Source organism: Flavobacterium aurantiibacter, assembly GCF_002251775.1.
Classification (GTDB): Bacteria; Bacteroidota; Bacteroidia; order Flavobacteriales; family Flavobacteriaceae; genus Flavobacterium; species Flavobacterium aurantiibacter.
Map to the genome: position 1 here is coordinate 70,422 of NZ_NOXX01000228.1, position 14,345 is coordinate 84,766.

Consider the following 14,345-nt stretch of genomic DNA (forward strand, 5'->3'; position numbering starts at 1 on the left):
TTAAATTATTTTTATGAAAAAATTTTTATTTATTGCGTTATTCGCAACAGGATTTGCTAACGCTACAGGAAATTTACCAATGGAAGAGATTAAAAATTCAGGGGAATTGCCATCGCCAAAAGATTATGCTTGCTGCACTAAATCTGCAACTGCTACGCTCTCCGACGGCAAGGGCAATGAAACTTCTGTTACTAGGGTTGAAGAGGCATGTGTAAACAACGGACGATCAGTAGACGAAACTATGCCGATTGCCTGCGAAGAAGCTCAAAAAGCTGCCGATAAAAAGGCTGTTAGTGCTCTTTTGGAAAGAGTTTAATTTGATAACGTACGAAGATGATTAATACGAAAGTGGCTTTTATTTACTTTTTATCTTTATTCTCAACGATGAGTTTTTCTCAGAAATTTTGTGCAAAGTATAAAACAATTGTTTTAGACCCTGAAAGCACATTCGTCGAGTATTCTGAAAATGAGCTGGTCATAAATGATGGAATCAGCATTTATTATTCCACACGATTAGACACTATTTTTCAAACTACAACTGGAGATTTATGGTCTACACCTTCTTCCAAAAAAAGAGATATGTTTTTGTTTAAGGATTTAAACAAAAAACACGTTCATTCTTATCGGCAATTTTCAAGGGGGTTAGTCATAGATAGTAGTTACAGTGTCGCATGGAATATTAGTAATGAAAAAAAAGTTATTTTAGGTTATAATTGTCAAAGTGCGATTGGCACATTTCGAGGTCGGAATTACAAAGTTTTTTTTACTTCGGAAATCCCTGTGAGTAATGGTCCGTTTAAATTCGATGGCTTACCCGGACTAGTTTTGGAGGTGCGCTCGGACGATGGCGTTGTAAGTATAACATCAACAGGTATAATAAATACCGATGAAATTGTCGTAAATCCGTTTCTTGCTATGCAGCACGATAAACTAATGAATTGGGAAGAATACGAAAAAGTGTACCAAAAAGAGTTTAAGAAGTTCGACGCAGTACCCATGACAATGGATGAAACTGGTTTTAGAGGAAAAACAACGATACCTAAAAGATTTATTGAAGTCATTGTACAGTAAGCTCAGCTTCAAGATTTTTGCATTTGCACTGTTAATGAATTTTTACAGCAGTGCACAGAGCATCGAAGGAACCGTTTCGGATCATTCTGGAACGGTTTCTCACGTTATGATTGTTGTAAAAAAGAAGGCTGAGCCAAATTTAGTTTACAAATTTGCAACCACCGACCACAACGGCAACTACAAAATTGAACTTGAAGCATTAAACGATTCGATAACAATTCAGGCAGTTGGATTTTTGAAAGAATCAGAAATTTTTACTCTTAAACCAGACACCGAGAGAAAAGCGATCATTAAAAACCTTGTGCTCAAAGAAAAGAGTCAGGAGCTCCGTGAAGTAGTTCTTAAAACTAAAAAATCTGTTTTTATTAAAAATGATACAACGAACTACAATCCGTCGGCGTTTAGAGACGGGAGCGAGCGTGTAATAGAAGATTTATTAAAAAAATTACCGGGTATTGAAGTTCAAGAATCCGGAAAGATTTTATTTAAAGGGAAACCCATAAAAAAGCTCCTTCTTGACGGAGACGACCTCTTTGACACACAATATTCCATTGGAAGCAGAAACATTGATGTAAACATGGTTGAAAAGGTTCAAGCTATTGATAATTTTTCCGAAAATCCGATACTCAAAGACCTGCAAGAGTCTGAAGACGTAGCCATAAACTTGAAGTTGATTAAAGGGAAAACCGACTTTTCAGGCAACGCAAACTTAGGTGTTGGATTACATGAACGGTATATAGGTTCTGCCACGGGCCTGCTCGTTAGCAGTAAAAACAAAGGATTTATTGTTGCGAGTGTTAATAACATAGGAAGTAATGCGAGCCCGTATGAGTTCAAATCGGCTATAACATCAGTCGAAATGATTGATGAAAATCAGTTTCGCCCGAAAAAGTTAATTAGCGAGGGTAATTACTATTCGCAATTAGAAGCTAAATATCATAATTTCAACAGCAACCAATATACCAACGCAAATTTCTTGACAAAAATCTCGAACAAAACGGTTGTCAAGATTAATGCAGGATACTACGACGATCATTTAAAACGCTTTAATAGCTCGACCACAGAGTATAACTTAAACAACGAAAAACTCATCGTAGAAAATAAGGAACAGCTTTCCAATAGACCAACCCTCTACAACCTCAATTTCTATCTTGAAAACAAGCCCAGCAAAAATTTAATTTGGGATTTTGCCTCAAAAACGAACTACGACCAAGTAAATTTTAACAGCAGTACTTTAAACAACAACGAACAACGGTTAAACAACGTACGAAGTAACAGTTTTTTCAACAAGCAGATTTTTAATCTAAGTAAAAGAATTGATAGTTTGAGCGCATTCAAAATTTTTGGCATCTACACAAAGGGAAAGTCGCCACAGAATTTTACGCTTACCCCCGGATTCGATATCATACAAGATCAACCAGGAACATTTATTGTTGAAAACAACCAAACCAGTGAGTTTGAAAAAGAAGTTTTTAAAGTGAGCGCAGACTACTTTAGAAGATTTGGATCTTACAAACTGCGACTGTCTTCAGATTACACCCATGAGCGGAATTTACTTGCAACTAATCTCACTCAAAAAAATGCGAATCTTGAGACCATTGAAAACACAAGTTTACAAAACGACTTTAATTATACGTACAAACTCCCAACCTTTTACACATCATTAACCAAAAAAATAGAGAACAACTATGCTTTTGGTGTGGCGCTTACCACTAGTTATTACCTTTTTGATTTAAAAGATTATATTAGACAAAATCACCGAAGTGAATCGCAACTTATTATGGCTCCTTCTGTGAGATTTTTAAAGAACATCAATACATACTCCACGCTTTTAGTTGCTTACAAGTACGAAGCCCTGCCGCCCTTGGAAAATAACTTATTCGAAGGAATAGTTTTAACAGGATTTCGCAATTTCGTTAGCAACGAACCAAATTTTCAATTTATTCAAATTCATACATATAAATCAGAATTTGATTATAACAACTTATTAAAATTTAGAAGAATATTACTTCGCGCTTCTCACGAAAAAAGGAAAAACAACTATTTCGCGCGGAATACTGTACTAGCCGATAACACTGTTAGCACCTTTTTCTTCCTTCCAACCTCTCGACTTGCTTACAGATTTGACTTAAACGCTGAACAGTTTGTTTACCCGGTTCGCACTTACTTTAAATTTTACGGTTCATACAGCATTGGATTCGACCAAAACATTGTAAATGAATCCAATCTGAGAAACATCGAAAGCCGTAATCTGAACTTAATTCTTTCAATTACACCAAAAATAACTACCGAACTGCAGTTTGAAAATAAAACGAACTATTTAACCAGTACGATTTATGTTGAAAGCCTAAAAACAAATTCTTTTCAATTTTTTGAAAATAAAACTACGCTGAACTATAATTATAAATCTTTACTACGGGCTAAAAGTAGTTTCAATTATATCATACCAAATTTAAGCTATCAGTCGGAGTATTACTTTTGGGATTTAGAAATAGAATGGACATCAAAAAACAGTAGATTAAAATACGCGCTTTATGCAAACAATCTGCTTAATCAAACTTCATTCCGTTCTATCTTCGCAAGCGATTTTTCCATAACCACGGCTTCCTACCGACTCATAGAAAGATATATACTAGCTAAAGTGTATTTTAGTTTTTAGAGCGCGTTAAGCATGCACAAACGTAATTGTGCAATTTTAGATTCTCCCTGACGGTTGGCAAATGGGAAAGCTTGTTTTTATGAAGCAACTCTGCGGAAAAAATTAGGTGCAGCTGTTAAATTATCTCGCTCTTTATCCGCACTGAAACCAATTCAACTTAATATTCAGAAAATCAAAGCTTGGGCTTAATACAAACCGGAATTATCTCGGTTTTTTGAAGGGCGTAAAGTACAATTTCATAGTCGGATAGGAAGCTACTCGCTGCTACTTCCTGAACTTCGAAACCGGCTTTGCGCAGTTTGTCAAAATAATCACGGCCGTAAATTCGAACGTGGTCGTACTGACCAAAGATTTGGGCACGTTGCCGCGGATCGGTTATGCTGTCGTCGGTAAACGTTACGCCTCGGTTCAAATCTTGCGGAATCTGGAAAATGCCCCAGCCGCCGGGTTTAAGTACGCGGAAAAGCTCCGACATTGCTTTTGTATCGTCGGGAATGTGCTCCAACACGTGGTTACAAAAAATGATGTCGAAAGCGTCGTTCTCAAAAGGAAGCTTGCAAATATCTGCTTTAACATCGGCAAGCGGCGACAGCAAATCGGTAGTTAAATACGCCAAATTAGCTTGCTTTCTAAATCGTTTATAAAAGGCTTGCTCCGGCGCAAAATGCAGCAACTTTTGCCGTTGTGTGTTGGTGAAGAAATTTGTTTGTCTTTGCAAATACAACCACAGCAAGCGGTGTCTTTCGAGCGATAAGGTGCCGGGGGCCAACACATTATCACGTTGATTTCCGTATCCGTATGGTAAGAATTTCTTAAACTGCTTTCCGTCGATTGGGTCTGTAAAACCTGGTCCTTGCAACCACCACGCCAAAACGGGACGCGCTACGTAGCTCAATCGAATTAAGAGCGGTCGCGGAACTGCGTTGAGCAAAAATTTGAAGAGTTTTTTCATGCTTCCAGAACCAGTGGCTGTGTGCGGAATGGCGCCTCTTCGTCGGATTCGATGCCTAGTGCTTTGTAGATATACGCAAATGTCGATAGCAACTCCGGTTTCCCATTAACCAAGGCAATGTTGTGTTCGAAATGTGCGCTCGGCTTACCGTCGGCGGTAACTATTGTCCAGCCGTCTTTCAGGTACTTTACGTTTCGACTGCGCATATTTATCATGGGTTCGATGGCTACAACCATGCCTTCCTGAAACATTTTTCCTTTGCCGCGTTTGCCGAAGTTTGGCATTTCTGGCTCTTCGTGCATTTTTCGTCCGAGGCCGTGTCCGACTAAATCGCGCACAACACCGTAACCAAACGATTCGGTGTAGTTTTGAATGGCTGCTCCCACATCGCCAACGCGGTTTCCTGCACGAAACGCTTCGATACCAATATACAGCGACTTTTTAGTTACTTCGAGTAGCTGTAAGGTTTCGGGAGCCACGTCGCCAATGGCAAATGTGTAAGCGTGATCGCCGTAGAATTCGTTCATTAAAACGCCGCAATCTACCGAAACAATGTCGCCTTCTTGAATAGGTCTATTCGTTGGCAAACCGTGTACTACTTGTTCGTTAACACTGGTTAATAATGTCGAAGGACAGCCGTACAAACCTAAGAAACCAGGCACAGCATGATGATCGCGAATAAAGGTTTCGGCCATTTTATCAAGTTGCAGTGTGGTAACGCCAGGTTTTATTTCGGCAGCTATCATGCCTAAGGTTTTGCTTACCAATAAGGCGCTTTTACGCATAAGCTCAATTTCCTCGGCTGTTTTCGGAATTATCATTTAAAAAAATTTTTGCAAAAGTACGCAATAACTAGGTTCAGCAAATAGGGTGGCAGGATTTCGGCCTGTTGTAGCGATTGCGCAGGGTGAAAACGTTTTATAGAGCTGGAAAAAGTTGATTCAAGCTTAACGCTTCAAGGTAAAATGCCCGCTGAATGTACCTCGGGTATTTTGTGTGGCATATTCTGCTTTAAACCAATAGTCGTCGGCAGGTAATGGCGCGCCGTTATAGGTACCGTCCCAACCGGTTTGGTTTTCTGAAAGTTCGCGAATTAGTTTTCCGTTTCGATCAAAGATGAATATGTTATTGAAACGCAATCCGGTGCGACCTTGCAAGTTCCAAACGTCGTTAACGCCATCGCCATTTGGTGTAAAGTACTTCTTATAATCGACGACGGCAAGACTGGTAAAAACTTCGCCACAACCAAATTTATTGCGAACGGTTAGTGTGTAAAGACCTTCGCGCACGTTTTCGAAAGTCGGGCTATCCTGCCAGCCGTAATTACCGAGCATGTATTCGTAATCGTTCGATTGCGGAGCTGCGAGCGCAGTAACCGTATTATCGATTTCAAAAGCAACTAAAACTTCTGGGGTTACGCTTACCGAGGTCGGAATAAGAGTTTCACGCGCAGTAAAATTGAAAACAGAACTACACAAAGGCGGCGTGGTAATGTTGGTTGCTCGTACAGAGTATTCGCCAGCTTCGTCCGTTAAAAAAGTTGGGCCGTTTGCGCCTAAAATTAAATTTGCTGGATTGGCATCGAATCCGCGATACCATTGAAACAAGTGATCGGCAGCTGCCAAATCTGTATCGATAAAAGCCTCACGAGTAACAGTTCCTGTTTCGGTGACACAAATTTTATACGGATAGCTGTTTAGTTGATTTTGCGGATACGCCTGTACAATTAACGGAAGTTCTAAAACGGTAAAACAAGGAATATTGTTTTCGGTATCCGAATTAACGGTGCTAGTTACACGAACGTATATAGTTTGTGTGTTTTGAATGGTATTTCGGAAAGCTTCGGGCGTGGCTATAAATTCTTCGTTTCCTGCAAGCGCATCATCTTGATTGATGTAATAACGAACAATCGCCTCGTTGTTTGGAGTTGAAGCTAAGACCGCTGAGAGGCGTTCGGTCAGATTAAAATCGGCATATCCGCTATCGTCGCAAATGTATAACGGCTCCGGATTTTGGGTTGCTCCGGGATTTAGATTTACATTTAATTCCAGTGTGGTTTGCGACGGACAATTGTTATTTGCGGTATCGTTTACGAGTGCAATTACAGTTGTTGAACTAGTAACAAACGCGGTCGGATCGGTGATGGGAACGTTGGCGTTAAAATCGGCCTGACTCGCAAAATACGTGACAATTAAATTCGGATTACCGCCTGTTATTTGGTTATTCCGGATGGTCAAATCGAAGCTTGCCGTAGTACTTCCACAGACGCCAATCGGATCTGGCGCAACTAAAATAGGATGATTAAAATTGTCGATTTGAAACGGAATAATTGCCAAACACTGGTTTGTTTGCGTCCGAATTCCAGCAAAGACAGTTGTTGTGCCTATGGGTAAACTTAGGTTTGAATTTTTATTTAACGTGGGGCCATTTGCTTCTGCGGCAGCAAAAGAAGGATAATAATTGATAACTACATTTTGGGTTTGAAAGGCCAAAATCTCTGCATCTTTTGAAGAAAGAACGAAAACATCGTTGTTGCATTTCGTGACATTTGCGATGCTACCCTGTTGTGGCGGCGTATTTACCAGCAAGTTAAACGTTGCAATCCCTTGGCAATTGTTCCCGGTTTCGATACGAGCAAAAATTTGGTTTAACCCGACGGGGATTTGACTCGAGTTATCCAGCGGGTTCGCTTCCACCGAAGCATCGGAAGCCGAAGCATAAAAAGCAATGTCTACATTAAACGTTGGGAAATAGGTGTTTTTAATAAACTGCCGGCGTTGCTCAAAATCTGCCAGTCCGTAGTTTTGATTAATCTCCGGACAAATCGCAACCATCGCAGGATATGCATCAATAGTTGTAGGATTAACCTGCAAACTAATCGTTCCCACATTGGACGGGCAAACTGGATTTTGCGTAGGAATACTTCCGATTACGTAGATTGTTTGATTGAAAGGTGTTGTATTTGTAAACGTTTCTGGCGTAGTTATTTCGTCGGTTAATGTGGCATCCCGAAAATATCTGAGTACAATTTGCGAATTTCCTTGACTAACGGCGGCGGCAGCTTCTGTAAGATTTGTAACAGCAATTCCATCTGTGGAAGGAACAATATAGTCGCACTGCTCGAGGGGCGTATTGGCTGCTAAAACAGGTAGCAGATTTAACGTAACAGTGGTTTGTGCAGTTGATTGACAAATTGCATTCTCTGTTACTCGGACCTCATAAGTAGCTGTTGTACCGGGAGGTTGAATACCGCTGTTTACGCTTAAATTTGGATTTGTAGCTCCAGCAATAGCGACTCCATCTTTAAACCATTGATAACTGACATTAGTTAGATTGGCCAAATTGGTTACGTTTGCGGTTAAGGTTGCTGTTGCCGATTCGCAGATAGTTTGTGTCGGAATCGGGTTGATAATTGGCGTATCGTATATCATTACTACATTTGAAATCACTTCCGGACAAGAATCGTTGCTCACTCTTGCAGTATATTGCCCAGGTGTTGTTGGTGTGAATGAATTTCCGTTTGCGCCAGCAATTTGTGTCGCACCATTGAACCATCGGATTGTTAGCGGAGCCGGATTTGGCGTTACATCTTGGAGTGTGATTATTGGCGCGTCGCTTAGACATGTAGCAGAGGAAGAAAGTTGTACTTGAGGAGCATCTCGAAAAGTCAAGGTAATTTCGTCCGAACTGATGGGTAAATTGTTTTGATTAATTGTTGGATCGGTGCTGTCGTACGCTGTTAAATCTATACGATACACTCCTGAGGAGCTTGCAGTAATGGAACTTTCCGATGAAGGAGAAGCCAATGTTTCAGTGATAAGTACATCATCTTTGTACCACCGAAAGTTGAATCTTAAGTCCTGTGGTAAACCGTCAAAGTCCGAGGTTTCAACTTTTGCATAGAGGTTAACCGTTTCTGGGTTACAGTAATTTAAATCGGTTATTTCCTGATCGTTGATGTCGGCAATTTCGACAGAAGAGAGGAAGCTACAATCGGAACTTCCGGAACCACCCGTTTGAGCGATAGAAATTTGCCCCGGAACATTAGCAAAATTATCGACTACTAATATGTAATACTCACCACTAACGGCATTTGGGAAAACGACTGTTTCAACCGCAGAGGCAGAATAACTACAATCTACCTCATTTGCGGGCGTTAATTGTGGACAAATACCAGTAAGCGAACTAAATGGTCCCCAAAGCACAAAATCCACATCAGCAGCATTTCCATTGTTTGAAACTTGGGACACTTGTAAAACAATTGATCCTGACTGATTAATTAAAATGAAGAACCAAGTTGGCCCTGCAAATTCTGTTGGAATACATGTTGTTTGAAAGGCCTCACCACTATTGTTTTGCGTTGAATTTGCAAATGGAATCGAGGTGGCACACGATTGGTACAACTCAGGATCTGCTTGCAACTGCGCACAAGAGCCTGCTCCTTCTTGCGAAAAAGAAAGGCTACAAATAAAAAAGGCTAACAAACAACAAAAACTTCTCATACTTAAACTAAAGGATTACATGTCATGACCTCTGGTTGCGCGACATTCATCAATTTTAGAATGGTTGGAGCAATATCTCCTAAAATTCCATTCTTGATGGTTTTGATATCTGGATCTATGGCAATTATTGGAACCGGATTTGTAGTGTGTGCTGTATTTGGCGAACCGTCTGGATTTATCATCGTTTCGCAGTTGCCATGATCGGCAATAAGTAGCGTAGTGTATCCATTTGCTAAGGCAGCGGTAACAACTTGTTCCACACATTTATCAACCGCTTCGCACGCCTTAACAGCAGCTTCAAAAACGCCGGTATGCCCTACCATATCGCCGTTGGCAAAATTTAAGCAAATAAAATCGGCCGATTTAGCTCGAATCTCCGGAACCAGCGCGCCGGCTAACTCAAACGCACTCATTTCTGGCTTTAAATCGTATGTAGCTACTTTTGGAGAATTCTTAAGAATACGTTTTTCTCCGACAAATGGTTCTTCGCGCCCGCCCGAAAAGAAAAAGGTAACGTGTGGATATTTCTCGGTTTCTGCAATTCTGATTTGTGTCTTTCCTGCATTTTGAAGCACTTCTCCCAACGTCATCGTAATATTATCTTTATCGTAAATCACATGAACATTCGAGTAACTGTCGTCGTAATTCGTCATCGTCAAATAGTACAAATCCAGTTTGTGCATATTTTGTTCGTGGAAATCCTGCTGCGACAGTGCTTCGGTTAATTGGCGTCCGCGATCGGTTCTGAAATTGAAAAACACCACAACATCGCCAGGTTCAATTGTTGCCACGGGTTTTTGATCGTGGTTTATCAATACATGCGGCAATATAAATTCGTCTGTAACATCGGCAGCATACGAAGATTGAATGTCCGACAAAACATCTGTAGTCGGTTTCCCTATACCATTTACCAATAAATCGTAAGCCAACTTTACACGTTCCCAACGCTTATCGCGATCCATTGCGTAGTACCGACCCACAACGCTTGCTAAACGGCAATGCTTTCCTTGTAGGAACTCTTGCAATTGAGAAATGTACGTAATACCTGATTTTGGATCAACATCACGACCATCGGTAAACGCGTGAACAAAGGTATTTTCAAGTCCAAACGATTCGGCAGCTTCAACCAATCCGCGCAAGTGCGACGTATGTGAATGCACGCCACCGTCGGAAACAAGACCGAGAAAATGTACTTTTTTATTGTTTGCCTTCGCATAAGAAAAGGCTTCAAGTAGTGGTTTTTCTTGCTTAATCGTACCGTTTGCAACCGCTAGATTAATTTTTGCTAAATCCTGATAAATGATGCGGCCCGCGCCTAGATTCATATGCCCCACTTCGCTGTTGCCCATTTGACTTTCTGGCAAACCAACATGTAAGCCGTCGGTACGAAGTTCTGCACTTGGATAATTTTTATATAAGTTATCGATAAAAGGCGTTTGGGCGTTGTCGACTGCCGAAACTTTTGGGTCCGGCGACTTCCCCCATCCATCTAAAATCATCAAAATAACTCGCTTATTCATAGTTTATTCATTAAAGAACCGCAAAGTTAGCCGAATAATGCAACTAAAATGTTAAACGTTAAAAAAGTAAAGAATTGTTAGAACCAATTTTTAGCGCGGTTGTAGTCGATGTAGTAGCGGAAACTAATCGAAAAAATATTTGCCATGTTTTCAGCAAACAAGTTTTGGAAACTGCGACCGTAATTTTGCGATAAATCGTTTCGGTAATCTTGGGCACTATTGCGATAAAGAACCGTGACTTGGCTTGCGGGTGCAAACCACCAAGTGTAGGACAAGTCGAGGTTAAAAGCTCCAAAGTTGTCGTCTATTCCTTCAATAAAATCAGCTGCATTAAGAAAACCGTCGTCGCGCAAGGTAAAATTTGCTTTGTTGCGCGAAGTTAACCAGTAGTGACGTGCCGTTAGATTAAAAGTCATTCGATTGTTCAACGCATAACGACCTGTTAAATCTGTAGTTATAGTTTTAACAGTTCGGCGTGTGTAGTAAATACTGCCCGCGTCATCAACAAAACCAATGGACCCCAAATCGTTGATGCTTCGGACATACGAGGTACCTGCAATTAGTAAACAGCGATCGTTCACACGTATACGAGGCGACACAGAATACACGTAATCGATACGGTTGTATTCAAAGTATTTGCGATAATTCAATCGCGCATCTAAGGCAAACGTTCGGTTGTAATTGCTAGAATAATAGGCATTCAAAATGTACGAACCAGGCACGTAATTAAATCGGTTTTCTACCTGTGGCATGTAAAAGTCATAAGATGTCAACGGATTATACTGCGCCTCAAAAGAATAAAAATCGTTCGCACGTGAAGTCGCCGAAATACTTACGTTGTGGTAATAGTCTTGTACTCGTCCAGTATTGTTTTGAAATTCTACGGAATTTCTAAACGCAACACTAAAACTATTGAACCAGCCTGTAGGGTTTAAAATACGGTAACTCCAATCGACATATGCGTTATGATAATTCGTCTGGAACAAAATTCCCAAGTCGTTTATCTCGTAGTTATCCGACAGATATTTACCAAATAAAGAATACCGCCACTTGCCCGAAGTTTTCTCAAAATTCAAACTCGTTTTAAATCCGTCTACGTAAGTATCTCCGAAAATGCTGCTGTATTTAAAATCGCCAAAAAGATTGTACGAGTTGTCTTTCGTATATAAATCAAAGTTTAAAGCACTAACTGTAGCATCGCGGTAAAAGCCATTGCGCAAAACCGACGTATTGGTGTAGGTTACCGAAGAGTTGTTGTTAAATCGTTGGTCGACAACAAAAACATTATAGTTGGTCAACGGCTCTATAATGGCACGCCTTGTGGCTCCTGTTTCGTTGTTGGTAAATGTCCCGTACGTTTCTTCGGTAATGGCATTTAAAACTCCAATGCCCAAACCGCCTTTAGTTCTTCCGGATATTTTTAACGCATTTAAAAGATCAACTGCTGCTGGTTCATCGGTAAGCGACTCGACAGTCGGATCGAAATCTCGTGGCCGAAATCGTGCTGGACCGCCAATCCTGCGTGTATAAAGCAAATTCGCCTTTGAAAACAAGTCGGTTCCTTCTGTAAAGAAAGGACGGTTTTCGGCAAACTGCTGCTCAAACGGCGTTAGGTTTAAGATAATATTGTCGAAGCGTGTTTGTCCGAAATCTGGAACCAAAATAGCATCCAATGTAAACGCGTCGTTAATGCCGTATTTGATATCCATACCTGCTTTAACCGTATTAGCAATACCACCCGGCGTATCTTCGTAATAATAGGAAGAATAAGGAATGAAAAACAAACGGGTAGTTGTTTTCACATCTTGTATTCCCTTCAGCAAACCGTTCTGATTTCGTGTCGTTGCAATTTTAGCATCAACAAAATTCCAGGTGTACACTTGTCGGTCGCGACGAATTTCTCTGTAAAAGTTCAATCCCCAATTTTGAACCTGTTCTTTCGAAAAGCGCAAGGCAGCGTAAGGAATTTTCATTTCCACTGTCCATCCCGATTCAGTAAGCTCCGTGGCACTATCCCAAATGGCGTCCCACGACATATCTTGACTAAAGTTTGAAACATTTACCTCGCCGTCTTCGGTAGCGAGCCGATCGAGCTGCACTCCCGATGCGGTTACAAAAAACTGGAAATCTTGTTGGCCGTCGTTAAATCCGTTCAAAAACACGCCAAAAATATCGGCAGTACCTACCACATCACGCTGGGTGATTTCTTTTAAAATAAGCTTCGGATCATCTTTTAACGTGCCGGCAATATAAACCGCTTCATTATCGTACAAAAAACGTACTTCGGTGCGCTTTTCAGCTGCTATTGCTTTGCCATTATCTGGGGCAAACATAACAAAATCTGTTGCAACAGGCGCTGTTCTCCAAGCCTCTTCATCCAGTTTTCCGTCAACGGTAATTCGCGCATTCGTTCGCACCGCATCGATACTCTTCTGCTGAGCAAATCCAGCGAAAAAGCACAAAAAGAATACCGTCAAAAGCCTAGGGAAATTCAACATTTACAACAAAATCGAGCAAATGTAAATAATTGGATTGGTTTACCCGCTGTTAAAACCACTTGTTTTTTACACTTTAACGATGAAAAATGCAGAAAACGATAAAATTCTACAAAATAATCAGAATTATCCTGCAAAATGAAACGAAAAGTCAATTCCGTTTGCGTACCTACTACAGAGGTTTATCTATAGTTTTGAACAGGGTTTGATGCGGGCCTATTCCGGGAATATCGAAGTATGTACCGTTGCCACGGTAATTTGCCGTTTCGTAAAAAGGAACTGCTTTTATGCGTGCATTCAACCAAAATCGGCGTGCACCTTGCTGCACCAAAACGGTTTCTGCCCAACGCAAAAGGGCACCACCAATTTTACGACCCTGAAAATCTGCTAAAACTGCCATTCCTCGAAATTGTATGGCAGCCTCATCCCCAAAATGCACATGCGTTCGATGTAATGCAGTTAGTACGCCAACCATTCGATCATCATTAAAGGCAGCAAAATGCAGCGCATCGGGGTCGGTATCACCTTCAAAACCACAATCTTCCGGTTTTAAATGTGGGCGCAATACGGGTTGCCGAACAGCGTACAACTCAGGCGCTGTAACAATTTTAAACTGCAAATTGTTGTTTGTTAAAAAACTCATTACACGAGAATTAGGCAAGGCTAGTTCCACAAATGTAATTTTTTTTCAAAAAACACTTGCTTTAAGACTTTTAATGTTTTTATATTTGCACCCGCAAGCGGAAGTAGCTCAGTTGGTAGAGCTCCAGCCTTCCAAGCTGGTTGTCGCGAGTTCGAGCCTCGTCTTCCGCTCTAAACCCTTCAGATTCTGAAGGGTTTTTTTATGCCCTTTTTTTTGGGCAGTCCGGCGGCACGTCCAGTGGAAGTTAAGGCAGCCGCCGTCGGGTTTTCCACGGCAAGGTTTCTCAAAAGTTTGCCACTTTTGTAAGGCTTCTGCAAGCTTCTTACAGTCGCTCGCACAAACCAACAAAAGCAGGCACTTTTTTCAAAACGCTTTCTGCTTCACCCCCTACTGCAAAATCGTGCTCCGAAAAAGTGCTCGAAAAATCAATTCAAAACAGCAGAAAATTTACGGAAAATCCGTAACGGTAATTTCAAACAAATTGTAATTTCGCTTTACGGGGC

9 protein-coding genes and 1 tRNA gene are annotated in these 14,345 nt (G+C 40.9%); 4 read left to right on the forward strand and 6 right to left on the reverse strand.

The window, feature by feature from the left end:
- Nucleotides 1–13: 13 nt before the first annotated feature.
- Genes CHX27_RS15160 through CHX27_RS15170 form a run of 3 tightly spaced genes read left to right on the forward strand, consistent with a single transcriptional unit; the run spans nt 14 to nt 3,730 of the window.
- Nucleotides 14–316: a hypothetical protein gene (locus CHX27_RS15160; RefSeq protein ID WP_094487574.1), complete on the forward strand. Its 303-nt coding sequence runs from the start codon at nt 14–16 to the stop codon at nt 314–316.
- Between the two features lie 17 nt (nt 317–333).
- Nucleotides 334–1,071 (forward strand): GLPGLI family protein, encoded by a 738-nt coding sequence (locus CHX27_RS15165; RefSeq protein WP_094487575.1) that lies wholly within the window; start codon nt 334–336, stop codon nt 1,069–1,071.
- Nucleotides 1,007–3,730, forward strand: coding sequence for a peptidase associated/transthyretin-like domain-containing protein (locus tag CHX27_RS15170; RefSeq protein ID WP_133063495.1), 2,724 nt, complete (start codon nt 1,007–1,009; stop codon nt 3,728–3,730). Before CHX27_RS15165 ends, CHX27_RS15170 begins: the two co-directional genes overlap by 65 nt.
- Nucleotides 3,731–3,902: 172 nt before the next feature.
- Here CHX27_RS15170 and CHX27_RS15175 read toward each other — a convergent pair whose 3' ends face one another.
- The 6 genes from CHX27_RS15175 to CHX27_RS15200 all read right to left on the reverse strand — a co-directional run bounded on the left by CHX27_RS15175 (nt 3,903) and on the right by CHX27_RS15200 (nt 13,842).
- Nucleotides 3,903–4,682, reverse strand: coding sequence for a class I SAM-dependent methyltransferase (locus CHX27_RS15175; RefSeq protein ID WP_094487577.1), 780 nt, complete (start codon nt 4,680–4,682; stop codon nt 3,903–3,905).
- Complete coding sequence (gene map, locus CHX27_RS15180) at nt 4,679–5,503, reverse strand: type I methionyl aminopeptidase (RefSeq protein WP_094487578.1); 825 nt, start codon at nt 5,501–5,503, stop codon at nt 4,679–4,681. Before map ends, CHX27_RS15175 begins: the two co-directional genes overlap by 4 nt.
- A 126-nt stretch (nt 5,504–5,629) precedes the next feature.
- Nucleotides 5,630–9,184, reverse strand: a complete 3,555-nt coding sequence (locus CHX27_RS15185) for a T9SS type B sorting domain-containing protein (protein ID WP_094487579.1) — start codon at nt 9,182–9,184, stop codon at nt 5,630–5,632.
- Nucleotides 9,185–9,186: 2 nt separating this feature from the next.
- Nucleotides 9,187–10,704 (reverse strand): 2,3-bisphosphoglycerate-independent phosphoglycerate mutase, encoded by a 1,518-nt coding sequence (gpmI, locus tag CHX27_RS15190; RefSeq protein WP_094487580.1) that lies wholly within the window; start codon nt 10,702–10,704, stop codon nt 9,187–9,189.
- A gap of 77 nt (nt 10,705–10,781) precedes the next feature.
- Nucleotides 10,782–13,181, reverse strand: coding sequence for a DUF5916 domain-containing protein (locus tag CHX27_RS15195; protein ID WP_317048287.1), 2,400 nt, complete (start codon nt 13,179–13,181; stop codon nt 10,782–10,784).
- Between the two features lie 190 nt (nt 13,182–13,371).
- Nucleotides 13,372–13,842: a GNAT family N-acetyltransferase gene (locus CHX27_RS15200; protein ID WP_094487582.1), complete on the reverse strand. Its 471-nt coding sequence runs from the start codon at nt 13,840–13,842 to the stop codon at nt 13,372–13,374.
- Between the two features lie 97 nt (nt 13,843–13,939).
- Between CHX27_RS15200 and CHX27_RS15205 the strand changes: the two genes are divergently transcribed.
- Nucleotides 13,940–14,012: transfer RNA gene (locus CHX27_RS15205), tRNA-Gly, on the forward strand.
- Nucleotides 14,013–14,345: the final 333 nt, after the last annotated feature.

What these genes read in the sequence shown, in the direction of transcription:
- CHX27_RS15160 (WP_094487574.1), top strand. Translation starts at nt 14, where the DNA reads ATGAAAAAATTTTTATTTATTGCGTTATTCGCAACAGGATTTGCTAAC.
- CHX27_RS15165 (WP_094487575.1), top strand. Translation starts at nt 334, where the DNA reads ATGATTAATACGAAAGTGGCTTTTATTTACTTTTTATCTTTATTCTCA.
- CHX27_RS15170 (WP_133063495.1), top strand. Translation starts at nt 1,007, where the DNA reads ATGAAACTGGTTTTAGAGGAAAAACAACGATACCTAAAAGATTTATTG.
- CHX27_RS15175 (WP_094487577.1), bottom strand. Translation starts at nt 4,682, where the DNA reads ATGAAAAAACTCTTCAAATTTTTGCTCAACGCAGTTCCGCGACCGCTC.
- map (WP_094487578.1), bottom strand. Translation starts at nt 5,503, where the DNA reads ATGATAATTCCGAAAACAGCCGAGGAAATTGAGCTTATGCGTAAAAGC.
- CHX27_RS15185 (WP_094487579.1), bottom strand. Translation starts at nt 9,184, where the DNA reads ATGAGAAGTTTTTGTTGTTTGTTAGCCTTTTTTATTTGTAGCCTTTCT.
- gpmI (WP_094487580.1), bottom strand. Translation starts at nt 10,704, where the DNA reads ATGAATAAGCGAGTTATTTTGATGATTTTAGATGGATGGGGGAAGTCG.
- CHX27_RS15200 (WP_094487582.1), bottom strand. Translation starts at nt 13,842, where the DNA reads ATGAGTTTTTTAACAAACAACAATTTGCAGTTTAAAATTGTTACAGCG.